This is a genomic window from Methylobacterium fujisawaense, assembly GCF_014138435.1.
Classification (GTDB): Bacteria; Pseudomonadota; Alphaproteobacteria; order Rhizobiales; family Beijerinckiaceae; genus Methylobacterium; species Methylobacterium fujisawaense.
The window spans coordinates 863910-889579 of record NZ_JACJIM010000002.1; the positions used below are offsets into that span (position 1 = coordinate 863910).

Annotated in this window: 22 protein-coding genes; 16 read left to right on the plus strand and 6 right to left on the minus strand. The window is 70.2% G+C overall.

The features are described 5' to 3' along the window. Position 1: 1 nt before the first annotated feature. A complete protein-coding gene (locus GGQ91_RS08850) occupies positions 2-673 on the minus strand; it encodes an aspartate/glutamate racemase family protein (protein WP_182591788.1) in 672 nt (223 codons plus the stop codon). Positions 674-759: 86 nt separating this feature from the next. Beyond that, positions 760-1800: a LacI family DNA-binding transcriptional regulator gene (locus GGQ91_RS08855; protein ID WP_246410605.1), complete on the minus strand. Its 1041-nt coding sequence runs from the start codon at positions 1798-1800 to the stop codon at positions 760-762. A gap of 223 nt (positions 1801-2023) precedes the next feature. On the opposite strand from GGQ91_RS08855, the gene GGQ91_RS08860 reads away from it, so the two are divergent. The 5 genes from GGQ91_RS08860 to GGQ91_RS08880 all read left to right on the plus strand — a co-directional run bounded on the left by GGQ91_RS08860 (position 2024) and on the right by GGQ91_RS08880 (position 9023). Next, positions 2024-3331 (plus strand): alpha-hydroxy acid oxidase, encoded by a 1308-nt coding sequence (locus tag GGQ91_RS08860; protein WP_182591789.1) that lies wholly within the window; start codon positions 2024-2026, stop codon positions 3329-3331. Between the two features lie 355 nt (positions 3332-3686). Next, the gene (locus tag GGQ91_RS08865) at positions 3687-4517 is read left to right on the plus strand and encodes an NAD-dependent epimerase/dehydratase family protein (RefSeq protein ID WP_182591790.1); all 831 of its coding nucleotides are present in this window, start codon (positions 3687-3689) and stop codon (positions 4515-4517) included. Between the two features lie 119 nt (positions 4518-4636). Beyond that, complete coding sequence (locus GGQ91_RS08870) at positions 4637-5338, plus strand: substrate-binding domain-containing protein (RefSeq protein ID WP_043354784.1); 702 nt, start codon at positions 4637-4639, stop codon at positions 5336-5338. Between the two features lie 546 nt (positions 5339-5884). Continuing rightward, complete coding sequence (locus GGQ91_RS08875; protein WP_043354767.1) at positions 5885-7516, plus strand: ABC1 kinase family protein; 1632 nt, start codon at positions 5885-5887, stop codon at positions 7514-7516. Between the two features lie 265 nt (positions 7517-7781). Continuing rightward, complete coding sequence (locus GGQ91_RS08880) at positions 7782-9023, plus strand: sensor histidine kinase (RefSeq protein ID WP_182591791.1); 1242 nt, start codon at positions 7782-7784, stop codon at positions 9021-9023. 21 nt (positions 9024-9044) lie between these two features. Here the strand turns inward: GGQ91_RS08880 and GGQ91_RS08885 are convergent, their stop codons facing one another. Beyond that, on the minus strand, positions 9045-9386 hold the full coding sequence (locus tag GGQ91_RS08885; protein ID WP_043354763.1) for an Hpt domain-containing protein: 342 nt from the start codon (positions 9384-9386) through the stop codon (positions 9045-9047). Between the two features lie 508 nt (positions 9387-9894). Between GGQ91_RS08885 and GGQ91_RS08890 the strand changes: the two genes are divergently transcribed. From GGQ91_RS08890 to GGQ91_RS08925, 7 genes are all read left to right on the plus strand, one after another. Next, positions 9895-10872, plus strand: coding sequence for an ATP-binding cassette domain-containing protein (locus GGQ91_RS08890; protein ID WP_182591792.1), 978 nt, complete (start codon positions 9895-9897; stop codon positions 10870-10872). Then, positions 10869-11192, plus strand: a complete 324-nt coding sequence (locus GGQ91_RS08895) for a low molecular weight protein tyrosine phosphatase family protein (protein ID WP_179697030.1) — start codon at positions 10869-10871, stop codon at positions 11190-11192. The genes GGQ91_RS08890 and GGQ91_RS08895 overlap by 4 nt, the downstream gene beginning before the upstream one ends. 198 nt (positions 11193-11390) lie before the next feature. Further along, a complete protein-coding gene (locus GGQ91_RS08900; RefSeq protein WP_182591793.1) occupies positions 11391-12176 on the plus strand; it encodes a YfdX family protein in 786 nt (261 codons plus the stop codon). 72 nt (positions 12177-12248) lie between these two features. Continuing rightward, positions 12249-12602 (plus strand): hypothetical protein, encoded by a 354-nt coding sequence (locus GGQ91_RS08905; protein ID WP_182591794.1) that lies wholly within the window; start codon positions 12249-12251, stop codon positions 12600-12602. A gap of 589 nt (positions 12603-13191) precedes the next feature. Further along, the gene (locus GGQ91_RS08915; protein WP_182591795.1) at positions 13192-14655 is read left to right on the plus strand and encodes an ATP-binding protein; all 1464 of its coding nucleotides are present in this window, start codon (positions 13192-13194) and stop codon (positions 14653-14655) included. After that, positions 14640-16040 carry a sigma-54-dependent transcriptional regulator gene (locus tag GGQ91_RS08920; protein WP_182591796.1) on the plus strand — a complete coding sequence of 467 codons (1401 nt, stop codon included), beginning with the start codon at positions 14640-14642 and terminating at the stop codon, positions 16038-16040. The genes GGQ91_RS08915 and GGQ91_RS08920 overlap by 16 nt, the downstream gene beginning before the upstream one ends. A 147-nt stretch (positions 16041-16187) precedes the next feature. Then, positions 16188-17507, plus strand: a complete 1320-nt coding sequence (locus GGQ91_RS08925; RefSeq protein WP_182591797.1) for an MFS transporter — start codon at positions 16188-16190, stop codon at positions 17505-17507. A gap of 103 nt (positions 17508-17610) precedes the next feature. On the opposite strand, the gene GGQ91_RS08930 is transcribed toward GGQ91_RS08925, so the two are convergent. Further along, complete coding sequence (locus tag GGQ91_RS08930; RefSeq protein WP_182591798.1) at positions 17611-17835, minus strand: hypothetical protein; 225 nt, start codon at positions 17833-17835, stop codon at positions 17611-17613. Positions 17836-18005: 170 nt separating this feature from the next. Between GGQ91_RS08930 and GGQ91_RS08935 the strand changes: the two genes are divergently transcribed. The 3 genes from GGQ91_RS08935 (at position 18006) to eda (ending at position 21951) form a co-directional block, all read left to right on the plus strand. Next, a complete protein-coding gene (locus GGQ91_RS08935; RefSeq protein WP_182591799.1) occupies positions 18006-19127 on the plus strand; it encodes a type II asparaginase in 1122 nt (373 codons plus the stop codon). Between the two features lie 339 nt (positions 19128-19466). Further along, positions 19467-21293, plus strand: a complete 1827-nt coding sequence (edd, locus tag GGQ91_RS08940; protein ID WP_043350955.1) for a phosphogluconate dehydratase — start codon at positions 19467-19469, stop codon at positions 21291-21293. Positions 21294-21315: 22 nt separating this feature from the next. Continuing rightward, positions 21316-21951, plus strand: a complete 636-nt coding sequence (eda, locus tag GGQ91_RS08945) for a bifunctional 4-hydroxy-2-oxoglutarate aldolase/2-dehydro-3-deoxy-phosphogluconate aldolase (protein ID WP_182591800.1) — start codon at positions 21316-21318, stop codon at positions 21949-21951. Positions 21952-22156: 205 nt separating this feature from the next. Here the strand turns inward: eda and GGQ91_RS08950 are convergent, their stop codons facing one another. Both GGQ91_RS08950 and GGQ91_RS08955 read right to left on the minus strand, forming a co-directional pair. Further along, positions 22157-24268: an ABC transporter ATP-binding protein/permease gene (locus GGQ91_RS08950; RefSeq protein ID WP_043382818.1), complete on the minus strand. Its 2112-nt coding sequence runs from the start codon at positions 24266-24268 to the stop codon at positions 22157-22159. Positions 24269-24417: 149 nt separating this feature from the next. Then, positions 24418-24735 carry a hypothetical protein gene (locus tag GGQ91_RS08955; RefSeq protein WP_043758785.1) on the minus strand — a complete coding sequence of 106 codons (318 nt, stop codon included), beginning with the start codon at positions 24733-24735 and terminating at the stop codon, positions 24418-24420. A gap of 290 nt (positions 24736-25025) precedes the next feature. On the opposite strand from GGQ91_RS08955, the gene GGQ91_RS08960 reads away from it, so the two are divergent. Continuing rightward, entirely contained in the window at positions 25026-25658 is a 633-nt protein-coding gene (locus tag GGQ91_RS08960; protein ID WP_043382815.1) for a 2OG-Fe(II) oxygenase, read from the plus strand. Positions 25659-25670 lie beyond the last annotated feature (12 nt).

Below are 25670 nucleotides of genomic sequence, written 5' to 3' on the forward strand. Positions count from 1 at the left end.
TTCAGGCGCTCCCGCCGGTCTCGACCATCGCCCGCATCCGGTCCACCGCGGCATGGGGCGCGGTCAGGACCGGGACGTCCACGGCCTTGCGCACCGCCTCGGCCGCCCGGGAGGTGGAGAAATGCGCCAGCATGAGCGCGTCGCAATCGGCAAGCTCCGGTGCCCGCTCGGCGACCAGACGGTTGTGGGTCTCGGCGTCACCGGCGCGCAGACGCGCCATCGCGTCGTCCACCAGGATCGTCCGCAGGCTCGCCGGACGTCCGGTCTCGGCAACGAATTCCTCGAACTCGTCCGTCATCGTGCCGACCGAGGGGCCGAAGGTCGCCAGCATGCCGATGCGCTCGCCCCGGGCGATGGCGGCACGGAACATCGCCTCGTTCGGCTTGAGCACCGGCACCGGCACGGCCTCGATCAGCCGGTCGATGGCCGGCCCGAAAGCCGAGCAGGTGATCAGGATGCCGTCGGCGCCCATGTCGTGGCCGTAGCGGCCGAACCGCACGAAGCGCTCGATCATGGCCTCCGAGATCGCGGCCGGCTCCTTCGCCCGATCCAGCGAGAGACCATCGTCGAGCAGGTTGACCGTCTCGGCCTCCGGCCAGTTCTCCGCGAAGGCGGTCTGGATCGGTGCCATGGCGACCGGTGTCGCGTGCAGGAGGACGATGCGGGGAGCCATGCCGTGTCCCGGGCTGGTCGAAGCGCCGGCCCGCGGCCGGTCGTGGTGTTGTAAGCGATTTCAAATGGGTAGCAAGATAGCGCAGGTCAGGTTCCGCGACGCCCGGGCGGAGTGGTGCTGGCGCGCAGGATCAACGCGGCGTCGATCTCGGTGAGGCGCACCACCGGCTTGCCCTGGATCCGAGCGATCAGGTGGTCGCCGGCGGCGTGCCCGATCTCGGCGGAGTGGATGCGGATCGTCGTTAGCGGCGGGTCCAGGAAGGGCGCGAAGTCGGAATCGTTGTGGCCGATCACCGACAGGTCTCCGGGGATGGAGAGCCCCCGCGCCCGGGCCTCGATCATCGCCCCAAAGGCGATCTGGTCGGTGCCGCAGATGATCGCGGTCGGCGGCTCTCCGCCGGCCAGCATCTGGCGGAATCCGTCGCGGCCGCCGCCGATCCCGTAGGAGATCTCGATGTCGTGCTCCGGTGCGAGACCGAGGCCGCGGGCCGCGAGCGCCGCCGCGATGCCCGTCACCCGGGCGCCGCCGCGATCGTTGTCCTTGCGCAGGCCGGAGATCACACCGATCCGGCGATGCCCGAGATCCATCAGATAGTTGGCCGCCCTGGCCGCCGAGGCGGCGTTGTCGAAGCCCACGCAGGGGCGCTCGCGGGACAGGCTGAAGGTCTGCACCATCGGGATACCGGCGCGGGCGATCCGGGCATGGAGGTCCGGATGGTGGATGTCGCCGACCAGCATCAGCCCGTCGACGCCGCGCTCCAGCAGGAAGGTCGCCTCCCGCAGCTCGTCCTCCAGATCGTAGCCGGCATTGGCGGCGACCAGGGTGTAGCCTGCCTGGCGCAGGCGGTCCTGGAAGCTCGACAGGACACGCACGAAGGCCTCGTTCTCGATGTTGGGCACGACGGCGCCGACCGCCATGAACCGGCGCGTCGAGAGCGCCCGGGCCGCCCCGTTGGCCACGAAGCCGAGGTCCTGCGCGGCGCGCATCACGGCCTCCCGCTTGTCGGCCCGGACCCCGGCGAAGCCGTTGAGCACCCGGGAGACGGTGGCGGTGGAAACACCGGCGCGGCGGGCGACATCCCGCGCCACCGGGCCCCGGGATGGCGGGTCGAGAATGTCTCCAGGCAAAGCCCCGGTCAGCTCCCGCGTCGAAATCGTCTGCTTCCCTCAGCCAGCATCGACGGTCAGCGCGATGCGCATCGTCCCGGATCGACGGCATATCCGCATCGCGTCGATGCGTGACGCGGCCGGACCCGCAAACCGGCAGTATATTGACACCCCTCTTGCCTCCTGACTATCTGAAAGCGCTTTCAAGACAGCCGTGTATCGGGGCGGCCCGGAGGAGGATCCGATGGCGACGCTCGACCGGCCAGCGTCCGAGTTGAGAACGCCCGAGCGCGCGGCGCCAACCATCGGCGGCGCCGACGCGACGGCGGCGGGCATCGCCGCCCCGCAGGCGATCGTCACCAGCCTGAAGCGCAGCGACGCGGCCACGCCCTACCGGTTCCGCGACCTGCTGGCCCTCGACGATTTCGAGCGGCACGCACGCAAACGCCTGCCGCCGATGATCTTTCAATACGTGGCCGGCGGGGTCGAGACCGGATCGGCCCTGGCGCAGAGCCGCGGTGCCTATGCCGATTACGCCCTTCTGCCCCGGCTGATGCGGGACACCTCAGGGCGCGACACCGCCACGACGCTGTTCGGCCAGACCTACGCGGCGCCCTTCGGCATCGGTCCACTGGGTGGCGCCGCCTTCATCGCCTACCGGGGCGACCTCGTCCTGGCCGAGGCGGCGCGGCGGATGAACCTGCCGATGTGTCTGAGCGCGTCCTCGCTGATCAAGCTGGAGGACGTGTACGCCCAGAACCCGCAGGCTTGGTTCCAAGGCTACCTGCCGGGGGATCAGAACCGGATCGACCGTCTGCTCGACCGGGTCGAGGCTACCGGCTACCGGACCTTCGTGGTCACCGCCGATACGCCGACGCTGGGCAACCGGGAGCACAACACCCGCAGCGGCTTCTCCATGCCGATCAAGGTGACGCCCAAGGTGGCGTGGCAGAGCGCGACGCACCCGCGCTGGCTCCTGGGCACCGTCGCCCGGACCTTCCTCCAGCACGGGGCGCCGCATTTCGAGAACACCGAGGCGACGCGCGGACCGCCGATGATGTCGCAGGGGGCGGTGCGCAACACCATCGCCCGCGACCAGCTCTCGTGGAAGAACCTGGAGGCGATCCGCAAGCGCTGGTCCGGCAACCTGCTGGTGAAGGGGCTCCTGGCGCCGGAGGATGTCGAGATCGCCCGGTCGTGCAGCGTCGACGGCGTGATCCTCTCGACTCATGGCGGCCGCCAGCTCGACTACGCCGTCGCCCCCCTCGACGTGCTGCCGGAGATCGCCGCCCGCAAGGGCGGGCTGAAGATCATCGTCGACAGCGGCATCCGCCGGGGCACCGACGTGATGAAGGCGCTCGCGCTCGGCGCCGACTTCGTCCTGCTCGGCCGGCCCTTCATGTTCGCCGCCGCGCTGGGCGGGGTGGCGGGGGTCGAACTCGCCATGCGGATCCTCAAGGAGGAGCTCAACCGCGACATGGCGCTGATCGGCGTGAACCGCCTGTCGGAGCTGAACCCCGATTTCCTCCGCCGCATCCCGCGGCGGGGCTGAGGCAGGGGCGCCGTTGGCCATGAGCGTCGTGCAGCCGCGGGGCTCACCGCCACCCTCGCCGCTCGCATCGCCGTACCCGATTGCAGCCGACCGTCACGGCGTGCGGGACAAAACCCGACATCCGGGACACGGTCCGTTCCGAACGGGCCGCGTGACCGGACGGGCTCCGAGCGGCGCGCGGATCCCCTTTCCCGCACGGGAGAGGGGCCCTGTGCGTCGCGAGGTGAGAACAGGATCACTGCCGTGTATCGTGGCCCCGCCACCGCGCGCAGCTGTCTATCCCTATCGATCGCGCGTTCTCCCACGCCGCACCGGGGACACCGTCGGCCGAGAGCGCTCTCCGGAGCCGCATCCCATGACCACCGAGACCGTCCCGCAGAAACCCGTCCTCCTGACCGGAGCCTCGGGCGCACTCGGGCGCGTACTGACCCGCGCCCTCGGCGAACAGGGGTGGGCCCTCCGGCTTACCGACCGCGCCCCCTTCCCCGCCCCCCTGCCCGCGGGGGCGCGCTTCCAGCTTGCCGACCTGGAAGACGGGCCGGCGATCCTGCGGCTAGCCGAGGGCTGCGGCACGATCCTCCACTTTGGGGGGATCTCGGTGGAGCATCCGTTCGAGACGGTGATCGGCCCCAATATCCGCGGCCTCTACCACGTCTACGAGGCGGCCCGCCGCGAGGGCGCGCGGATGATCTTCGCCTCCTCGAACCACGCCATCGGGTTCCACCCGCGCTCCGCGGTGCTGGACGACGATTGCAGCCTGGCGCCGGACGGCTTCTACGGCCTGTCCAAGGCCTACGGCGAGCTGATGGGCGGCCTCTACCGCGACAAGCACGGGGTGGAGAGCGTCTTCCTGCGGATCGGCTCGTGCTTCCCGGAGCCCACCGACGCCAGGATGCTGGCGACCTGGCTGTCCTACGCCGACCTGACCCGGCTGATCGCCCGCGCCACCCTGGCGCCGAGCCTCGGACCGGCCGGCTCGGTGGTGATCTGGGCCGCATCCAACAACAGCCGCATGACATGGTGGCGGCGGGACGGGCGCGCCGTGATCGGCTGGACCCCGCAAGACAGCGCGGATTCCTACGCCGCGGCCCTGGAAGGCAAGACCAGCGGCGACCCGGTGGTCGAGCGCTACCAGGGCGGCGGGTTCGCGGGGATCGATTATTCACGGGCGGCGCCACCGCGGTGACGGCGCCCAGGCTTCCGGGCGACGGCACGCCCCTCCGGACGCCGCATCCTGATGAAGTCCGGGCGCGGCCATCCGATCGGTGGATCGACAGTCGCCCACGCAACCCGATGGAACACGACATGGCAGACGCGCAGACGGTGACACGGCTGAAATGCGCCCTTGTGGTGCGCGGCGCCTTCGACGCGCATGTCATCCCGGCCTGCGAGGCCGCGGGTGGCCGGACGGCGATCCACTGGGCGCCGACCACCGTGATCATGAAGGCGCTCGCCGAGGGTGAGGCGGCCGACGCGGTGGTGGTTCTGTCGGACGCCATGGACCGGCTGATCGCGGAAGGCCGCGTGGAGCCCGAGAGCCGGGTCGATGTCGTGCGCTCGCGTTACGGCATCGCCGTCAAGGCGGGCGCTCCTCATCCGGACATCACGAGCGTCGAGGCGCTGAAACGCACCCTCGTGGAGGCGCGGTCCGTGGCTTATTCCCGGGCGGGGGCCAGCGGGATCTACTTCGCCGGCCTGCTGCCGCGGCTCGGCCTCGCCGACGCGGTCAACGCCCGGGCGACCATCATCCCGCAGGGGTTCACCGCCGAGAAGCTCGTCTCCGGTGAGGCGGACATCGCGGTCCAGCAGATCAGCGAGCTGATGGTGGTGCCGGGGATCGCGGTGGTCGGCCCCTTCCCCGAGCCGGTGCAGGAGGTGACGACCTTCGCGGCCGCGATCCTGCGCGATGCGACCGACCGGGCCGGCGCCGCCCGGTTCCTGGCCGGCCTGACGACGCCGGCGGCGGCTGCGGCATACCGGGCGAGCGGGCTGGAGCCCGCCTTCTGAAACGCACGACGCGGCCGGATCCGGTCAAGCTCTTGATCGTCGTCGGCACAACCTGCCCCGGAGCGCAGGGGGGGCCGGATGAACGTCTCGCTGCCCGGGGCCATCCCGAGGCCATGGAGCCTGGAACCGAAGCGCAGCCGATACGGGCCGCGAAAGGCATGCGAGTGACTGTGCGCGCGCGACCCGGTCCGACGCGATCAGGACAGCGTCGCCGAGGCCTGCGCGGCGGGCGCCACCGCGACGGCCTGTTCGACGCGTTCCGGATGCCGGCATCCCATCCCCGAACGGCGCCTGGACAGTGGGACGTCGAGCCGCCCGTGCGCCCCCACTCACACGCGCACGGGATCGACCCTGTCGCGGACGGCGCGGCTCTCCTGATCGTCCGCATCCGGCACGGGCGGAAGGATCGGGAACGCGCCCCCGCCTGACGCCTGCGGCGACGGCTCTCTCGGCCGCGACGGGCTTCCCGGGGTTCGCGACCGCAAAAAAGTCCTTATGCTCGTGCTGTCCGGACGCCCAATCCCGTCCGACCGGATCGCCCCACTCATGCTGAAGACAGCCTTCGTTGCCGCCCGCGACCGTCAGCGGCTGTCCGAGATCGCCACGATCCTGATCGGCTTCGGCGTCACCCGCGTCGTGGACCGGCTCGGCCTGCGCTACCTGCCGCTGGTGCCGCGCCGTCAGCCCCGGGTCGACGTCACCCGCCTGTCCGAGCCCGAGCGGCTGCGCCGGGCGATCGAGGCGCTCGGGCCGACCTTCATCAAGTTCGGGCAGGTCCTGGCCAGCCGGCCGGATCTCCTGTCGCCGGCCTGGACCGAGGAACTGCAGAAGCTCCACAGCCAGGTCGTCCCGGTGACGTGGGAGCAGATCGGCCCGCAGCTCGAACTCGATCTCGGCGGCTCGCCCCTCGAGGTCTTCGCCGAGTTCGACACCAACCCCATCGCCTCAGCCTCGATCGCCCAGGTCTACCGGGCGCGGCTGCACTCCGGCGAGGACGTGATCGTCAAGGTGCTGCGACCGAACCTGCGCAAGATCATCGAGGCGGACCTGCGTCTGATGGCGCACGGCGCCCGCATCGTCGAGAACGAGTGGCCCGACATGGCCCGCTACCAGCCGCGGGAGCAGATGCGCCATTTGGCCGACGGGCTGAACGGCGAGCTCGATCTCTTGAACGAGGCCCGCAACTGCGAGCTGCTGGCCCAGATCTTCGAGGACCGCGACGACATCGTCTTCCCGAAGATCCACTGGGAATACTGCTCCGAGCGCGTGCTGGTGCAGGACTTCATCCACGGCATCCCGCCCAACGACGAGGCGGCCCTGCGCGCGGCGGGCATCGACAAGAAGCTGCTCGCCCAGAAGGGCACCGACGCGTTCCTGCAAATGGCGCTGATCGAGGGCGTGTTCCACGCCGATCCGCACCCCGGCAATATGCTGGCCCTGCCCGGCAACAAGATCGGCTTCATCGATTTCGGCATCATCGGCCGGCTGTCGCAGCGGCGGCGCTCGCAGCTGCTCGTGCTGATCGGCGCCATGCTCAAGCAGGATGCCGACGGCCTCATGGCCGTGCTCCTCGACTGGACCGGTACCAGCAACCCGGACCTGACCCGCCTCCAGGTCTCGGCCCAATCCTTCGTGGAGAGCCACTCGTCGATTCCGCTGAATCTCGGACTGGTGCTCACCGACTTCATGAACATGGCCCGCGAGAACGACCTCGCCATGCCCACCGACCTCGCCATCCTGTTCAAGGGGCTGGTGACCGCCGACGGCGTGATGCGCCACCTCGACCCGAACTTCGACCTGTTCGCCGCCGCCGGTCCCACGGTGCGCGCCAGCATGCAGACGCAGTTCTCGCTCTCGGCCCTCAAGCAGAAGGCCGAGGCTCTGGGCGTGGGTCTGTATGGTGCCGCCTCGGAGCTGCCGACCCTGATCCACCTGATGCTGGTGCGCCTCAAGCAGGGGCGCGTCACCGTCGAGATCGAGGTGAAGGGCCTCGACAAGGTCACCCGCGGCATCGAGCGCGCCGCCGCGCGGGTCGCCGTGGCCCTGGTGGTGGCGGCCTTCGCCACCCAGCTCGCGCCCCGGCTGATCGACCTCGGCACCCCCGTCTTCGTCTCGATCGGATTAATTATTTTCATCCTGGGGATCGGCTGGCTCGTGCTGCTGATGCGAAATAAGTAACCGTCTTCGCGCCTGCACTCGGCGATTAAAACCGTCTCACCTGCGACCGAATACCGTACTCGTTTGATTATCCCGCACGCCATGCTAGCGTGACACGTCCAGCGATTCGCTTGGCTGCGAGTGGCCAGACGGCACCAGAAGCGGTTCAGACCGCCAGTGCCGCTCAGGCTCCGACTTCGCGTCGCCGCGCCGCGTGATCGGGAGACCTCCGGCGGTGCGCCTTGCACGGGCGCCCCGTCGCGACGACGAGGGGGGAAGGCGGGCGATGGATGCGGACATCGTACGGCCGCGGATCGACGGGGTTGAGTGCCACGTCGAGACGCTCGAAGCGGAGAACATCCGCCTGCGCCACTTGCTCTCCCAGGCCACAACGCAGGCGGACCGGGAACGGCAGCGGAGCCGGCGACTCGGTCGGATCGTCGAAGCGGCGAGCCGTGTCGAAGCCGGGCGCCTGGCGGCCGAATGGATTGCGACGCCGCACAGGCCGACATTCCGGGGAACTTCCGGGCTCGGCTCGGCGATGGCACCACGCGCCACCGACCGGCTGCTCCCGTCGGGGTCACAGCAAGCCACAAACGATTTCCTGGAACTGCTGGACCGTGACGGGTGCCTGATCACCGCCAGCGAGGACGGCCCGGCCCTGTCCGCCGCCGCGGACGAGGCGGAGGCGATCGGCCGGCCCTGGATCGAGGCCTGGACGCGCGCCGAGGATCGGGAGGCCGTGGCCGCGGCCCTGGACCGGGCGCGGATCGGACGCCCGAGCCGGTTTCAGGCCCAGTCGGAGACCGGCGGCACGATCCGGTGGTGGGACGTGGCCGTCACGCCGATCGGTGCGGCACCGGACCGGCCCGAGCGCATCCTGGCCGTGTCACGCGATATCACCGAGTTGAAGCTGACCGAGGCGAACCAGACGCTGCTGATGCAGGAACTCGCCCATCGGATGAAGAACACGATGGCCATGGTCCAGGCCGTTGCCACGCAGACGATGCGCAACGCGCCCTCGCTGGAGGCGGCCGGCGAGGCCTTGGCCGCGCGGCTTCTGGCCCTGGCCAAGGCCCACGACGTCCTGCTGCAGGGCTCCTTCGCCCGGGCTTCACTGACGGGCCTGGTCGAGGGGGCCGTGTCCCTCCACGGGGACGGCGTGGCGGGCCGCTTCCGCATCGCCGGCCCCGATCTGACGCTCGGCCCGCGGCACGGCATGACCCTGGCGCTGATGCTGCACGAGCTCGGGACCAACGCGGCCAAGTACGGCGCGCTGTCGGTGGCCGCAGGCTGGGTCCGCATCACCTGGAACGTCGCGGAGGCGGCGGGCGGACAGACGCTCCGGTTCCGGTGGGAGGAGAGCGGCGGACCGCCCGTCACGCCTCCGACCCGGACGGGCTTCGGCACCCGGCTCATCGCCCGCAGCCTCGCCCACAGCTTCGGCGGGACCGCTCACCTGAGCTATCCCCGCGAGGGCGCGGTGCTGACCTTCGAGGCGCCCCTCGAGGCCGTGATGGCAGCCTGATCCGGACTTTGCTGCCCGGCGCTAGGCGCTGAGCCGGGTCTGCGCCCGCAGGTCCCGGAGGGCCGCGATCGTCCGGTCGCGCAGGGTTCTGAGGTCGATCAGCGATCCCGTCAGATCGTCGCCGGCCTTGGCGGATTCCTCGAGGCCGCGGCAGGCCCGGGACAGCTCGGCGCAGCCGAGCATGCCCGACATCGAGACCAGCGTATGCGCCTCGCGGCCGTAATCGTCATTGGCGCGATCCGGCCCCTCGAAGGCGGTGGTGAGACTGACGACGAACCGGTCGAGGAGGCCGACGAGCTTCTCCGCGCCGATGACGGCCGTGAGTTCATCGAGCGCGTCCCGGTCCACCAGGGAGTGCGACACCGTCCGTCTCCAATTGCGGATGCGTCGCAGCAATCAAGAAGCGCGCAACCAGGTCGTTGGCCAGAGGCCAGACTTGCACAGACATGTTTACACCGGCCTGCGTCAGCTTTTCAACAAAGCGTGACCGGTTGGCGCCCTCATCGGGACGGGTCCCGGCGCGCCGGTCGGCGCGAGGCGGCCGCCCAGTCGACTGAGAAGCGCTCCGGGCGCGGCGCAACCCACATTGGCACGACCGTGCGCCGCGCGTTGCGAATCAGTTCGGGCTCTCCTAGCCTCGGGAACTGTCGCGCTGGCATCGGGAGGGAGCTGCATGAGTGCTCTGTTTGCCGTCCTCCCCGCAGGACTTGACCGCGCCCCCGTGCGGGTCGGCTAAACGCTTCCCGCTTTCGCCCGGCCCCGCTGCCCGGCGCTCCTGAATACACGCCCGTCTCATTTCGCCGGCGCGCATCCTTCGCGATGGTGCGCCCGCGTCGCTCGGAGCCGACGCCTGCCCGCGTCGGGCACACGCATGTCTCTGTCCTCGCCCCGGCAGGCGGACGCGGTCCGTCGCGTCCTGGCCTTCGTCGTCCGCAGCTGGCACAGGCGCTGGCCCCTCGTCGCCGGTCTCACCGGCGCGATCACGCTCGCCACCCTGGCGGAAGTGTTGCTGCCGCTCTACGCGGGCCGCATGGTCGACGCCCTTTCCGGCAGCGAGCGCCGCGCGGCGCTGGAGGCAGCGTGGCCCGCCTTCCCGGCGATGACCGGGCTCGGCCTCGCCACCGCGGTGCTGCGGCACGTCGCGTGGAGCCTGGTGGTGCCGCTCTCGCTGCACACCATGAGCGACATCGTCCGCAACGGCTTCGGCCGGGTCCAGCGCTTCTCCCCGGAGTGGCACGCCAACACCTTCTCGGGCTCCACGGTCCGGAAGATCTCCCGCGGCATGTGGGCGATCGACGGACAGGACGTGGCGTCGGCGAGCCAAGCGAGCCTGCGGGCTCAGGTCGCCATCGTGCCCCAGGAACCGGTGCTGTTCCACCGCTCCCTGGCCGAGAACATCGCCCATGCCCGCGCCGGCGCCTCGGCGCAGGAGATCGAGCGGGCGGCGCATCTCGCGAACGCGCACGCCTTCATCGGGCGGCTGCCCAAGGGCTACGCCACGCTGGTCGGCGAGCGCGGGGTCAAGCTCTCGGTCGGCGAGCGCCAGCGCGTGGCGCTCGCCCGCGCCTTCCTGGCTGATATGCCGATCCTGATCCTCGACGAGGCGACCTCGAGTTTGGATTCGGAATCCGGGGCGCTGGTGCAGGAGGCCATGATCCGACTGATGCGCGGGCGCACCGCCATCGTCATCGCCCATCGGCTGTCGACGGTGCGGGCCCTCGACCGCATCCTCGTCTTCGACCGCGGCCGCATCGTCGAGGACGGCCCCCACGCCACCCTGAAGCGTCGCCCGAACGGGGCGTATCGGGCCCCGTTCGAGCGGCAATCCGTTCTGGCGGAGGGCGTGTGAGGATCCTGTTCGTCTGCGGCCGGGCGCGCGCCCGCAGCCCGACTGCAGAGCAGATCTTCGCGCGCGTCCCTGGGATCGAGACGGCCAGCGCCGGCGTGTCGCCCGACGCCGACGAGCCGGTGGACGTCGACCATCTTGCCTGGGCCGAGATCGTCGTCGTCATGGAGCCCGCGCACCGGCGCAAGCTGATGCGGCGCTTCGGGGCACATCTGCGCGGGGTCCGCCTCGTCTGCCTCGATGTCCCCGACGCCTACGCGTTCATGGCGCCCGCGTTGGTCCGCCTGCTGGAAGCGCGCGCGGCCCGCTTCCTGCCGCGCTGAGCGCGCGCCGCGGAGGAACCCGCGACGCCGCCGAGGGATCGCCATCGCCGTCCGATGTCCGATGCCGGCAGCCGCATTGCCGTTTTTTAATCTTGCGGACATGCCACCAAATCATCGCCGGTCTATTATCTGAACACGGAATGAATAAGGCCAATGCAGATGAAGGCCTTGTCTCCGGTAATAGAGGGATATTTCATTATGTCCTACCATAAATCCATGGTTGCGGCCCTCGTGCTCACCACAATCGTCGGCGGAACGGCCTACGCGGCGGAGCAGGCGGCCCAGCACAACGGCACGCAGGTCAGCGCGAGCCAGACCGCGATCGACAAGGATGTCGGCAAGCTCTCGAAGGACGGCGCGCAGGGCTTCAGGGATCTCCAGCTTACCCGCCTCGCGATCTTCGAGGCCAATCCCGGCCAAGCCAAGGACATGATCGCCAAGGCTCAGGCGGCCTTCGCGAAGGCCAAGTCCGACGACGCGGTGTTCACCAAGGCCGAGGCCGAGCTCAAGTCGCCGGCCGACATGGCCGCTCACAAGGCGACCGCGCCGGGGGACAAGGCCGGAGCCAAGCCGGCTTCCAAGGAGCAGGTCGCCTGGGTGCCTGTCGACGCGCAGCTGACCTTGGGCGACGATTTCGTGGCCACGCCCACCAAGGCCTCGGCGGTGACCGAGGCGAACAAGAACCTCGCACAGGGTGACCAGAAAGGCGCCTTGGAGAAGCTCAAGCTCGCCCATGTCGACGTCAATTTCACGATGGCAGTCCTGCCGCTGAACACGACCATCGCAAATGTCGACCAGGCGGCGGCGCTGATCGGACAGGGCAAGTATTACGAAGCGAATGCGGCTCTGAAGACAGCCCAGGACAACATGCGCTTCGACGTCATCGATGCGGTCGCGGTGCCCCAGAAGGCGACCGCCGCCGCGGCCGACAAGGGCGTGCCGCAGGCCACCGGCACGACCGCGGGTGCCAAGACCGGCCAGTGACCGACCGCTGAGGACGGCCGCGCCCGATGGATCTCAGGCGCGGCCCGGTCGGCACGAACACGGGAGGGTCGCGTGCGGCGATTCTGGATCTCGGCCGTCCTGGGACTCGAACTGCTCCTCGGCGGAACCCTGACGGCGTACGCGCGGGCGTCGGGGGTTCCGGACTTCAATATCCGGGCGATCTGCGCGCCGGAGCACCGGGCGGGATCCAGCGCCGTCGATCGGGCAAGCTACCGGGGTTGCCTGTCCGACGAGGCTGCCGCGCGGCGCACCCTGATCAGGCGCTGGGCCACGTTCGACGTGGCGGAGCGCCGGACCTGTGCGGCGGAGAGCCAGATCGGCGGCGCCCCATCCTACGTGGCGATGCTGACCTGCCTGCAGCTCGGAAGCGACGCGCTGCCGGTCAACCCGTCGGGTCCGCCCTGAGACGACGGCATCCGCGCGACGCCCGCCTGCACGCGCCAGGTCGACGCCGCTACGGACGCCGCAACGGATCGCACGTCCGTGATCCACGCATGAGGAACCAGCGACATCTCCAAGACGTCCTGCACTATCTATTGAATGGAGGAGGCATCATGTTCAAGACTACGGCTCGCGCTGCTCTTTGCCTGGCTTGCGTCTGGTCCATCACGCCCGCTCTAGCGGCCCCGAAGGAGATGCCCCAGGGCAAGCGTGATGAGATGTCGATGAAGGACACCAAGCACGAGGTGGCGATGCAGCGGAAGGAGAATAAGGAAGCCAACAAGAACGTCGACAGCCTGATCACGAACCGCAAGTGAGCGGTCGCGTTCCCGTCGACGACTGACTGTCTTGCTACCGAGAGGAACACCGGACGCGGTGCTCCTCTCCCGGCGGTCCCGGGCCTGGCTCGGGACGGCTCGCGCGCGGGGCACTCGGCATCGCGGCCCGCGTGCGGTCTTCGAGTGGTCACCGGGCCGGGCCTTGGCTTAGGGATGGGTCCGGGCGCGCACGGCGCCGCCGCAGGAGCCAGCGCCATGCCCGGTCGGACTTCGTCGTGACGGCCTACAGCCTGCGCGCCCGGCTGCTCGCGCTCTGGGTCCTGCTGCTCGCCTCCGCGGCTGCGACCGCCTACCTGATGTTCGGCGTGTACAATCAATCGACCGGCGTCCAGGTGGCGCAGGCCGATCTCGCGGTCGGGCGCGCCTGCCGCGAGATCATCGACCGCTACGCCGCCCTGGTCCGCGCCCGCGGCCGCGGAATCACAGAGGGCGACCGCGTCGGCACCGTGTCCGCCGCGCTGGCGCGCTTCCCCGGCATCGAGGGCGGGATCTGGAGCGCCTCGGGCAAGTCCGTGGCCTACGCCTATCCGACCTACGAGGGGACCGGACCGAAGACCGACCTTCCGGCGGCCGAGCACGACGCCATCGCGGCATTGAACGCCCAGGCCCTGCGCGTCGACCACGCGGTCTCGGACCGCCGGCCGAGCCGGACCCAGGTGCTGATGCTTCAGGCCTGCCCTCTTCACGGGCCGGAGGCCGGCCTCACGGCGTGGGCGATGGCGCGGGCGCATGTCAACGACGGCCCGACCTACACGCGCTTCCTCGCCGGGCTCGGCTTCCTGGCCGCGACCGTGCTCGGATCGGCGGCTTTCCTGGGCTGGTTCCTGTACGGCTTCTCCGGGCGGATCGCCCGCCTGGAAGCGGCACTCGCAGCGCCGCGCCCGGACGGCGAGGATCTGCCGCATCTCGACCGCACCGGCGAGCGGGAGCTCGACCGGCTGGTGGACGCCCTCAACGCCGCAGGCGGTCGGCTGCGGGAGGCGCAGTCCCGCATCGTGGCGACCGAGCGCTTGGCCGCGGTCGGCCGGCTGGCGGCGAGCATCGCCCATGAGATCCGCAATCCCATCGCGGCGATGCGGCTGAAGGCCGAGAACGCCCTGGTCAGCGGCGATCCGCACCGCGCCGCCTCCGCCCTCGAGACGGTGCTCGGCCAGATCGCCCGGGTCGACACTTTGCTGCGCGACCTCCTCAACCTGACGCAGGCGCGGGCGCTCAACCGGACTCCCACGCCGGTGGCGCCCCTCCTGGCGGAATGCGCGCATCTGCACGAGGATCTGGCGCACGCGCGCTCCGTTCGGATCGCGATCGCCGCCGACGGACTGCCCGCCACGGACCATCCGCATCTCGACCGGGCGCAGATCGCCCGGGCCCTCGACAACCTGCTGCTGAACGCCCTGCAGCACGCGCCGCCGGGCGGCCGGATCCGCCTCGGGGCCGAACGCGTCACGGCCGACGGCGCCTTGCAGCTGCGCCTCAGCGTCGCCGATACCGGCGCCGGCATCGATCCGGCGATTCGCGCCAGCCTGTTCGAGCCCTTCGTCACCAGCCGGCCCGACGGCACCGGCCTCGGCCTCGCGATCGTCCGCGAGATCGCCCTGGCGCATCGCGGCGAGGCCAGGCTGGTCGCGGACGCCCCCGAGACCACCTTTGTCCTGGATCTGCCATGGCAACCATCCTGATCGTCGACGACGATAGAGCCCTGCGCGACGGGCTCGCCGAGACGGTGACCGATCTCGGACATACACCGGTCCCGGTCGCGTCCGGCTCGGAGGCGCTGGCGCGGCTGCACGAGGGGCCGGTGGCGGCGGTGCTCCTCGACCTGCGCATGCCCGGCGACCTCGACGGCATGGCCACGCTGGAGCGGATCCGTGCCCTGCCGGAGCCCCCACCCGTGACGGTGCTGACCGCCTTCGCGAGCCCGGCCAACACCATCGAGGCGATGCGCCTCGGCGCGCACGACCACCTCACCAAGCCGATCGGCCGCGCGGACCTCGCCGCGGTGCTCGACGCGATGCTGCGCGAGGCCCGGTTCGATCCGGGCAGCGCCGCCCCGCCGCCGGAGCATCCGGTTCTGATCGGATCGAGCGCGGGCATGCGGAAGATCCAGAAGACCATCGGCCTCGTCGCCGACAGCGCGTCGACGATCCTGATCCAGGGCGAGACCGGAACCGGCAAGGAAGAGGTCGCCCGGGCCCTGCACGCCTTCTCGCGGCGCCGCGCGCGGCCGTTCATCCCGGTGAACTGCGCGGCGATCCCGGCCGATGCCCTGGAGAGCGCGCTGTTCGGCCATGTCCGGGGGGCCTTCGCGGGCGCGATCGCGGACCGCGCCGGCGCCTTCCACGAGGCTGAGGGCGGCACCCTGTTCCTGGACGAGATCGGCGACATGCCGGCGGCGATGCAGGCCAAGATCCTGCGGGTGATCCAGGATTGCGTCGTGACCCCGCTGGGGGGCCGGTCCACCCGGGTCGATGTCCGCCTCGTGGCGGCGACGCATCGCGACCTGCCGCAGCTGGTCGCCGAGGGTCGGTTCCGGGCCGACCTGTTCTACCGGCTGAACGTCGTACCGATCACCCTGCCGCCCCTGCGTGAGCGCCTCGCCGACATCGTGCCCCTGGCCGAGCATTTCCTCGTGCCCTCGGGCAAGCGCCTCAGCGGCGGAGCCGCCTCGCGCCTGCTGGCCTACGAATGGCCCGGCAACGTCCGGGAGTTGCGCAACGTCGTGGAGCGGGCGGCCATGCTGGTGCGCGGTGGCGCCATCGCGGCCGAGGCGATCGACGTGCCGGCGATGCGGACCGACCGGCGTGGCGGCGATACGGCGGACAGCTGGCTGGCCGGGGATCTGCCCGGCGCCGTCGCCCGCCTGGAGCGGACCATGATCGCCGCCGCGCTCCGCGAGGCCGACGGCAACCGCGCCCGCGCCGCCCGCCGACTCGGCATCCAGCGGCAGCTCCTCTACGCCAAGATCGAGCGCTATGGCCTCGCTGCGCCAGGGGCTGATCTGTCGGAAGAGACGACAGAAGCTGTCGGGAATCCGGACGCTGCGCGGGACATCGACCCGAGCTGACGCCTCTGGGACCGGAGAAGCGTTCACATCCGGCGTGAGGACTGCCGCGGCCGGGAACCGTTGGCACGCGCGGGCGTCGAGCCCCGCATGCGACGGCGCGGCCCGGATCGGGACCGGGCCATTCGTCGATCGGGGGATCGCGGCGGGATGGACAGGATCGAGACAGGCGCGGGCGCGCGCGGCAGCCGGACCACCTCCGCGAAGGCTTTGCGCGGCCTCGACGCGCTCAACTTTTTCCTCGCGGACGTGCGTGACGGCCTCGGCCCCTACCTCGCCATCTACCTGATCGCCGTGCGCGGTCCCGACCAGGGCTGGAACGAGGCCACCACCGGCCTCGTGATGACCATTGCGGGGATCCTTGGCCTCGTAGCGCAGACGCCGGCCGGGGCGCTGATCGACGCCACCAACCACAAGCGCGCGGTGGTGATCGGCGGTGCCATCGCGGTGACGGCGAGCTGCCTCGTCCTGCCGTTCATCACCAACTTCTACCTCGTCACCGCCACCCAATCGATCGCCCACGTCGCCGGCACGATCTTCCCTCCGGCGCTCGCCGCGATCACCCTCGGCCTCGTCGGCCCGAAAATGTTCGCCAAGCGGATCGGCCGCAACGAAGGCTTCAACCATGCCGGCAACGCGGTCTCCGCGGCGCTGGCGGGCGGACTGGCCTATTTCTTCGGGCCCGTGGTCGTGTTCTGGCTGATGGGCATCCTGGCGGCGCTCTCGATCGGCGCCATGCTGATGGTGCCGGCCGACGCCATCGACAACGACCTCGCCCGGGGCATGACCGAGGAGGAGGAGCAGGCGCAGGAGAAGCCCTCGGGCCTCGCCGCCCTGCTGCAGAACCGGGCGCTGCTCCTGTTCGCGGTGCTCTGCGCGATCTTCCACCTCGCCAACGCGGCGATGCTGACCTCCGTAGGCCAGTTGCTGACGCACCTGTCGGGCAAGGACCACGCGACCTCGCTAATCGCGGTCTGCATCGTGGCGGCGCAATGCGTGATGGTGCCGGTGGCGATCTTCGTGGGCGCCAAGGCCGACGTGATCGGCCGCAAGCCGATCTTCCTGACCGCTTTCGGGATCCTGGCGCTGCGCGGCGTCCTCTACACCCTGTCGGACAACCCGTTCTGGCTGGTGGGCGTGCAGCTCCTCGACGGGATCGGCGCCGGCGTCTACGGCGCGCTGTTCCCGATCGTGGTGGCCGACCTGACCCGCGGCGGCGGCCGGTTCAACGCGGCCCAGGGCGCCGTGGCCACGGCGCAGGGAATTGGCGCCTCGTTGAGTGCAACGCTCGCCGGCGTCATCATCGTGTCCGCCGGCTATTCCACCGCCTTCCTGGCGCTGGCGGCCATCGCGGCGCTCGGCTTCGTCCTGTACTTCGCACTGATGCCCGAGACCCGTGGCGCGGTGCGCGCGGGCAGCGAGCCCGAGAGCGGCGGGGGCAGGACGCCGGCTGTGCCGGCGCGCGCCTGAACACGGCGCTTCGACCCCAAAGCCATGACGGCTTCTGCCGTCCGTGCCGATGCGTGGCGCCGCAGGCGAAGCCGAAAGCGGCGCCGCTCCTGTCGGCCGGGCCTTACGACACCGCGGCCAGCTCCGGCGCAGCCGTCGCCGTAGCCGGAGCCAAGTCGGTCGCCTCCGGCGGGGCCTTCCGCGAGACGTAGTAGATGTCGACGGCGCGCCAGAAGGCCCCCTGCTCCTCCACAGAGCGGCGGGCGAGGGACGCCTCAAGGATCGACATCGCGGCCCGTGCGGGCTCGCTCCGCTCGAGTTCCTCGAGCAGGCCGGCGAGATTCAGCATGGGGCTTACCTCCGAGCGGACAACAACCTCAATTAACGCCCGAGCGGGCGTAACGATCCGCCGCGCCCTGCCTGTCCGGGCCCTGCATGATCCTTGCCTCGGACCGAGGCGCGGCTACCATCCCCGCGTCGAGTCCGACTCGTCCTCCCGTCCACCATCGAGGATTTCCGATGTTCTCCTGCCGAAGCGGTGCGGCCCTACCCCTGCGCGGAGCGATCTTCGCCCTGGCCCTGGCCGGCGGATTTGGGGCGGCTCCCCTCGGCGCCCGCGAGATGCCCGAGTCCGGCACCGCCGCAGCGGTGAAGAAGCCGAACGTCGTGATCCTCGCCACCGGCGGCACGATCGCCGGCGCCGGCGCCGATGCCGCCAACAGCGCCACGTACACGGCCGCGAAGGTGCCGGTCGACAAGCTGATCGCGGCCGTGCCTCAAGTGAACACCATCGCCAATGTCCGCGGCGAGCAGGTCTTCCAGATCGCCTCCGAGAGCTTCACCGACGCCCAGCTCGTCCAGCTCGGCAAGCGCGTGTCCCAGCTTCTGAAGCAGGATGACGTCGACGGCGTCGTCGTCACCCACGGGACCGACACCCTGGAGGAGACCGCGTTCTTCCTCGATCTCGTGGTGAAGAGCGACAAGCCGATCGTGGTGGTCGGCTCGATGCGGCCGGGCACGGCGATCTCGGCGGACGGTGCCCTCAACCTGCTCGACGCCGTCACGGTCGCCGCCAGCAAGGAGGCGATCGGCCAGGGCGTCACCGTGACGATGAACGACTACATCCAGTCCGGCCGCGACGTGAACAAGCGGACCAACATCGTGCCCAGCGCCTTCTACAGCCAATGGGGCCCGCTCGGCATGGTCGTCGAGGGCAAGACCTACTTCTTCCGCTCGCTCACGAAGCGGCACAACATGAGCTCCGAATTCGACATCGACCAGATCGACAGCCTGCCGCTGGTCGGCATCGTCTACGGCTCGGGCAACATGATCCCGGGCGTTTACGATGCCGAGGTCCAGGCGGGCGCCAAGGCGATCATCAACGCCGGCACCGGCAACGGCTCGGTCCCCGGCTACCTCGTCGACAAGCTCAAGGACATCCGCTCCAAGGGGACGCTCGTGATCCGTTCCTCACGGGTGCCGGACGGATTCGTCCTGCGCAACGCCGAGCAGCCCGACGACAAGTACGACTGGGTGGTCGCCCACGACCTGAACCCCGCCAAGGCCAAGGTCCTGGCGGCCGTGGCGCTTACCAAGACGACCGACACCAAGGAGTTGCAGCGCATCTTCTGGGAGTATTGAGGGTCGGCGACGGACGCGTGCCGCCCGGGTCGCAGGCGCGGATTCCGGCGCCGCTGCAACCCGGGCGGTCCCATCAGCCGCGCCTCATTCTGAGGTGCGGCGACGTCGCCTCGCAGGAGCGCTCCGGCGAGCCGCCCGATGCCTGGAGCGCCCCGGCGCCTCAGGATGAGGCCGTGAATCGGACGCCGGCTCGCGAAATGGCCGGGCGCGCCCGCGCGCCGCCCGGGTTACATCCCGCGGTGCACTCCTTAGATACCAGCCACCGACGCGGCCGCCGGACCGAGCCCGAATCACGGCCTCAGCCCCGCGCCCGTCGGCACCGAGCCTGGAGGAACGAGAATGACCGAGCTTCATCCCGAGGTCGCGGCGGTCACCGAGCGCGTCGTGGCGCGCTCCCGCGAGACCCGGCGCGCCTATCTCGACCTGATCGCCCGTGAGCGCGAGTCGGGGGTCCGGCGCGGCAAGCTCGCCTGCGGCAACCTCGCCCACGGCTTCGCGGCCTCCGGCGAGGACAAGGCTGCGATCCGCGACGAACGGACGGTGATGAATATCGGCATCGTCACCGCCTACAACGACATGCTCTCGGCTCATCAGCCCTACGGGCGCTATCCGGACCAGATCAAGCTGTTCGCCCGGGAGCGCGGGGCCACCGCGCAGGTGGCGGGCGGGACGCCGGCCATGTGCGATGGCGTCACCCAGGGGCAGACCGGCATGGAGCTGTCGCTGTTCTCCCGGGACACGATCGCCCTGTCCACCGCGGTGGCCCTGAGCCACGGCATGTTCGACGGCGCGGCGCTGCTGGGCATCTGCGACAAGATCGTGCCGGGCCTGCTGATCGGCGCGCTGCGCTTCGGCCACCTGCCGACGATCCTGATCCCGGCCGGGCCCATGCCCTCCGGCCTCGCCAACAAGGAGAAGCAGCGGATCCGCCAGCTCTACGCCGAGGGCAAGGTCGGCCGCGCGGAACTGCTCGAATCCGAGTCGGCCTCCTACCACGGCGCCGGAACCTGCACGTTCTACGGCACCGCCAACTCGAACCAGATGATGATGGACATGATGGGCCTGCACATGCCCGGCGCGTCCTTCATCAATCCCGGCACCAAGCTGCGCCAGGCCGTGACCCGGGCGGCGATCCACCGGCTCACCGAGATCGGCGCCGCCGGCAACGATTACCGGCCGCTCGGCCTGTGCGTCGACGAGAAGGCGATCGTGAACGCCGCGGTCGGCCTGCTCGCCACCGGCGGCTCGACCAACCACGCGATCCATCTGCCGGCCATCGCCCGCGCCGCCGGCATCGTGATCGACTGGGCGGATATCGATCGCCTCTCCAGCGCGGTTCCGCTGATCGCCCGCGTCTATCCGAACGGCTCCGGCGACGTGAACCACTTCCACGCGGCCGGCGGCATGAGCTTCGTCATGGCCGCGCTGCTGGATGCCGGCCTGCTGCACGACGACATCCTCACCGTGGCGGGCCAGTCGCTGCGCGACCACGCCCGCGACCCGAAGCTCGCCGGCGAGGAGTTGGTCTTCGAGGACGCCGTGCCGGAGAGCCTCGACGACGCGATGCTCCGCCGGCCCGCGAACCCGTTCCAGCCGGATGGCGGCATGCGGCTGGTGAAGGGCAATCTCGGCCGGGCGACCTTCAAGACCAGCGCCGTGGAGGAGCACCGTCGGACGATCGAGGCACCGGCCCGGGTCTTTTCGGACCAGGACGATGTGCTCAAAGCCTTCAAGGCCGGCGAGCTGGAGCGGGACGTCGTGGTGGTTGTCCGCTTCCAGGGCCCGAAGGCCAACGGCATGCCGGAGCTGCACAAGCTCACCCCGCCGCTGGGCGTGCTGCAGGACCGCGGCCACAAGGTCGCGCTGGTGACCGACGGGCGCATGTCGGGGGCTTCGGGCAAGGTTCCGGCCGCGATCCACCTGAGCCCCGAGGCGCTGGGCGGCGGTCCGATCGGGCGGATCCGCGACGGCGACATCGTCCGCCTGAGCGCGGCGGACGGGCTGCTGGAGGTGCTGGTCGACGAGGCAGAGCTGGCCGCCCGGCCGGAGGCCGAGGCTCCGGAGCCGGCGCAGGGCACCGGTCGGGAATTGTTCGCGTTCATGCGCCAGGGGGCCGATACGGCGGAGCGGGGCGCCTCGGCGATGCTCGCCGCCGCCGGTCTCTGAGTTCATAGAGGAGGTGCCGACCATGAATGATCTGACCAGCATCGACGCGCTGATGCGCTCCGTGCCCGTCATTCCGGTCCTGGTGATCGACGACGTGGCTCAGGCCCGGCCCATCGCCGAAGCCCTGGTGAAGGGCGGCCTGACCGCCCTGGAGGTCACCCTGCGCACTCCGGCCGCCCTCGATATCATCCGGGAGATGACCCGGGTCGAGGGCGCGGTTGTGGGCGCCGGGACGGTGCTCAACCCCCGCGGCCTGGAGAACGCCCTGAGGGCGGGGGCGGAGTTCATCGTCTCGCCGGGGCTCACCGACCCGCTGACCGACGCCGCCAAGGCCAACGGCGTCCCCTATCTGCCGGGCGTCGCCACGGCGGCCGACATCATGCGCGGGCTCGATCACGGGCTCGACCGGTTCAAGTTCTTCCCGGCCGAGGCCGCGGGCGGGATCAAGGCGCTGAAGGCGCACGCGGCGGTGTTCGGCGCGGTGCGGTTCTGCCCGACGGGTGGGATCACCGAGGCGACCGCCCCCGACTGGCTGGCGCTCCCGTCCGTGCTCTGCGTCGGCGGCAGCTGGGTGGTGAAGCCCGGCACGCCCGATCCGGCGGCGATCGAGCAGGCAGCCCGGGCCGCTGCGGGGCTGCGGACAGGAGCTCACCGCTAAATCGCCGCATCCGAAGGGCGACCCTCCTCCCTCGCGGGGGAGGGAGAGCCGCGGCGTCTCCGGCGTCTCCTGCCGATCCCGATAGATGTCGCCGCCAGCCGGTGCGGCGGATGAAGATCGTGCGTGTCCCGGAGACGCTGGCGTCCGGCGGCGACGTTTAGGCTCGCAGCCCTCTGCCGCCGAAGGCGCGCTGCGGCGCCGCCCGCTACTCCGCCGGCAACGCCTCCCGCCGCGCCCGCGGCACGAACACACCGCCCTCCGGCTCCAGCGTGATGCGCCGCTCGTGGAACGCGTCCAGCGTCGAGCGGTGGCCGATCGACACGATCGTCGTCCCGGGCAGGCGCTCGCGCAGCATCCGGTAGAGGGCCGCCTCGGAGGGTTCGTCGAGCGAGGCCGTCGCCTCGTCGAGGAACAGCCATTCCGGCTTGGACAGAAGCGCACGGGCGATGGCCAGCCGCTGCTGCTCGCCCCCCGACAGCCGCCGCTCCCAGGTGTCGGTCTGGTCGAGGTGGTCGACCAAGTGCGGCAGCTGGGCGGCCGTCAGCGCATCCTTGATCGCCGCGTCCGAGAACTGATCGGTCGTGTTCGGGTAGACCACGGCGCCACGCAGTGTCCCCTGGGGGATGTAAGGCCGCTGCGGCAGCACCAGCGCCGACTGCCCGGCGGGCACGTCGACCCGGCCCTTGCCGAACGGCCAGATCCCAGCGATCGCGCGGAACAGGGTCGACTTGCCCGAGCCGGAGGGACCCGTGACCAGGGTCGCGCCGCCCCGCGGCAGGGTCAGCGTGTCGGCGGTCACGATCGGGCGCCCGTCCGGCAGGGCGAGGACGAGTCCGCGCGCGGTGACGTCGCCCGTGCTCTCGTTGCCCTGGATCAAGCCGTAGCCTGCGGCCTCGAGGGCCTCGGCCTTGGTCATGGCCCGGCGGAAGGATCCGAGACGGTTGGTGTTGGCCTTGTAGGCCGCCAGCGTCGTGTAGGAATCCACGAAGAACGACAGCGAACTCTGCACCTGGCTGAAGGCCTGCGAGGTCTGCTGGAGGGCACCCAGCGTGATCTTCTTGGCGAAGAAGGACGGGGCCGCCAGCACCATCGGGAAGATCACGCTCGCCTGCCGGTAGCTGAACGTGAAGGCGATCAGCTTGATGCGGCGGAAGATGATCCCGACGTAGTTGTCGATGACGCTGTGGAACAGCGTCGAGAGCCGCGAGGCCTCCGCCCGCTCGCCGCGCAGCAGGGCGATCTGCTCGGAGTAGATGCGGTTGCGGGCCAGCGCGAAGCGGAAATCGGCCTCGACCCGCTCCTGCCGGAAGTCGAGCCCGATGAGCGGCCGGCCGATGAGGTGGGTGAGCCACGTGCCGACCACCGCGTAGGCGATCACCAGCCAGACCAGGAAGCCCGGGATCACCGTGTCGGTGAACGGCACCACGAAGTCCCGCGACAGGGTCCAGAGGATCACGATGAATGAGACGAGCTGCGCGGCCTGGCTCAGCAACCGGATCGACAGCGTCGTGGTCTGCACGATGAAGCTGTTGACGTCGGCCTGGATGCGCTGATCCGGGTTGTCGGCCTCCTCGTCGGTGAACGGGATCCGGTAATGGGTGCCGTTGCCGAGCCAGCGCTCGTACAGGCTGTGCGTCAGCCACGTGCGCCAGCGGATCAGCAGCGAGGAATCCACGAACAGGTCGAACATGCCGATGGCGATGTTCAGCGTGGCCAGCGGCACGAACACCCAGAGCAGCTGATACCAGAAGGCGTTCGCGTCGTATTCCTGAAGCGAGTTGTAGATGTCGCGGTAGAAGAAGTTGAACCGCAACGTCAGCGCAACGTCGGCGAAGTTCACGAAGATCGACAGGGCCACGAGGTTGCGGCCGATCCGGCCCTCCGTGGTGCCGAACCACCGGAACAGGCCGATCTCCTTGGTGGGCTTGTCGCGGTTGGCGAAATACGGGTCGGCGATGTTGGTGATCGCCCGGATCGGCTCGAGATGCGAGATGCCGAGCACGATGGCGGCGAAGACCACCGCACCGGTGGCGGCGAAGGCGGGCGGCAGAAGCGCCGCGATCACCGGCGGCAGCAGGCCCATGGCGGCGATCGTCTTCGATCCGGCCAGCAGCAGGTAGCCGACGCCGTAAACCGAGACGAAGACCTTCAGGTAGGCCGAGATGCCGTTCGCGGCGATCAGGATGCCCGCCATGGCGAAGCCGGCGAGCGAGACATAGAGCGGCGGGCTCGGAATACCGGGAAATGCCAGCAGGATCAGCGCGGCCAGAGCCGTGAGCACGGCCTGGATTCCCAGTCCGGTCCTGAGTGCTGCCACGCGTCGATCCCCCATCCGTGCGCGCCCACTGGGGACGCCGCCGGCGGCCTTGACCCCGGCTGATGGCCAGATAGTGGCACTTGCCCCGGGCTGTCGCGTGAAACTTTGGTCACGTTCCGACGGTGCGGCGATTTACGCGGTCGGCGCGGCTACCAGTTCCACTCCTCGAAGCCCGGCTCGCGGCAATGATAGCCGATCGGGCATTGCGGGTTGTCGCGCGTGGGAGCGAAGCGCAGCTCGGCGATCTCGGAGGCGCTGCATTGGCCGGGATTGCTCACGAAACGCTCCGGGGCCGACCCGGCGGCGATGATGACATCACCCTCGTTCCTCACCAGGGCCATGGCCTCGGAGCAGGTCATGCGGGCCGTCATCGAGCCGCGGGGCGGCCGCGACTGCGCACGGGCCTCCAACCCGACCGCAACGACGGCGAGGTGGCTGAACAGCAAGGCGAGGGCCCACGGCCTCATCGGGAACGGGTTCCGGTACGCACCCGGGAAGAAAGCCCGCGGGTCTGGCACCATCCTGCACAAGCGGACCGCCCGAGACTGTCACCGGAATGCGCCACCGGGCCGCTTTCGCCGTCGGACCGCCGCAATCGGCGGATTAGGAGATTCCGGGATTGCCGAAAGCCGCTTTAGATTTGTGATCGTGGACGCCTGCGCGGCGACCCGGGCACGATGGCTCGACCGGCCCTCCGGCACGCGTCTCCGGCGCCCGGCGTGCCGGCCGACCGGCGCCGGAGTCAAGGGACCCAGCGATGTCCGCTCTCTCGATCCTCGACATCTCCGCCGTGCGCGCCGCGCCCGTTTCCCACGAGCCCTACGCCTACACGCTCGGCAGCAACGTCCTGAAGCCCGACGCGATCGACGACATCCGCCGCGACTTCCCCGAGATCGCCAAGCCCGGCTACCTCACGGTCGACGAGGTCGCCCTGAAGGGCCGGTTCAAGGCGCTGATCGACGAGCTGGAGAGCGACGCCTTCTCCAAGATCCTCGGGGAGAAGTTCGGCATCGACCTCGTCTCCTGCCCGCGTCTGACCACGATCATGCGGCGCAGCCAGCTCAAATACGGCTCGATCCACACCGACGGGCCGTCGAAGGTGCTGACGCTGCTCGTCTACATGAACGACGCCTGGGACGCCCCGGCCGCGGGGCGCCTGCGGGTGCTCTACGACGGGCGCAACTACGAGCCCTTCGCGGTCGAGGTGCCGCCCACCATGGGCACGATGTTCGCCTTCCTGCGGGCGGAGAATTCCTGGCACGGCCACGAGCCCTTCGAGGGCGAGCGTCGGGTCGTGCAGGTCGCGTGGCTCAGGGACGCATCGGAATTGGAGCGCAAGCGCAAGCGCAACCGTACGGCGCAGTTCCTGAAGGGTATCTTCGGCCGCTGATCGAACGAGAAG

Excerpts from the sequence above, each read along its gene's own strand:
- GGQ91_RS08850 (WP_182591788.1), bottom strand. The coding sequence starts at position 673 with ATGGCTCCCCGCATCGTCCTCCTGCACGCGACACCGGTCGCCATGGCA.
- GGQ91_RS08860 (WP_182591789.1), top strand. The coding sequence starts at position 2,024 with ATGGCGACGCTCGACCGGCCAGCGTCCGAGTTGAGAACGCCCGAGCGC.
- GGQ91_RS08865 (WP_182591790.1), top strand. The coding sequence starts at position 3,687 with ATGACCACCGAGACCGTCCCGCAGAAACCCGTCCTCCTGACCGGAGCC.
- GGQ91_RS08870 (WP_043354784.1), top strand. The coding sequence starts at position 4,637 with ATGGCAGACGCGCAGACGGTGACACGGCTGAAATGCGCCCTTGTGGTG.
- GGQ91_RS08875 (WP_043354767.1), top strand. The coding sequence starts at position 5,885 with ATGCTGAAGACAGCCTTCGTTGCCGCCCGCGACCGTCAGCGGCTGTCC.
- GGQ91_RS08880 (WP_182591791.1), top strand. The coding sequence starts at position 7,782 with ATGGATGCGGACATCGTACGGCCGCGGATCGACGGGGTTGAGTGCCAC.
- GGQ91_RS08890 (WP_182591792.1), top strand. The coding sequence starts at position 9,895 with ATGTCTCTGTCCTCGCCCCGGCAGGCGGACGCGGTCCGTCGCGTCCTG.
- GGQ91_RS08900 (WP_182591793.1), top strand. The coding sequence starts at position 11,391 with ATGTCCTACCATAAATCCATGGTTGCGGCCCTCGTGCTCACCACAATC.
- GGQ91_RS08920 (WP_182591796.1), top strand. The coding sequence starts at position 14,640 with ATGGCAACCATCCTGATCGTCGACGACGATAGAGCCCTGCGCGACGGG.
- GGQ91_RS08925 (WP_182591797.1), top strand. The coding sequence starts at position 16,188 with ATGGACAGGATCGAGACAGGCGCGGGCGCGCGCGGCAGCCGGACCACC.
- GGQ91_RS08930 (WP_182591798.1), bottom strand. The coding sequence starts at position 17,835 with ATGCTGAATCTCGCCGGCCTGCTCGAGGAACTCGAGCGGAGCGAGCCC.
- GGQ91_RS08935 (WP_182591799.1), top strand. The coding sequence starts at position 18,006 with ATGTTCTCCTGCCGAAGCGGTGCGGCCCTACCCCTGCGCGGAGCGATC.
- edd (WP_043350955.1), top strand. The coding sequence starts at position 19,467 with ATGACCGAGCTTCATCCCGAGGTCGCGGCGGTCACCGAGCGCGTCGTG.
- eda (WP_182591800.1), top strand. The coding sequence starts at position 21,316 with ATGAATGATCTGACCAGCATCGACGCGCTGATGCGCTCCGTGCCCGTC.
- GGQ91_RS08955 (WP_043758785.1), bottom strand. The coding sequence starts at position 24,735 with ATGAGGCCGTGGGCCCTCGCCTTGCTGTTCAGCCACCTCGCCGTCGTT.
- GGQ91_RS08960 (WP_043382815.1), top strand. The coding sequence starts at position 25,026 with ATGTCCGCTCTCTCGATCCTCGACATCTCCGCCGTGCGCGCCGCGCCC.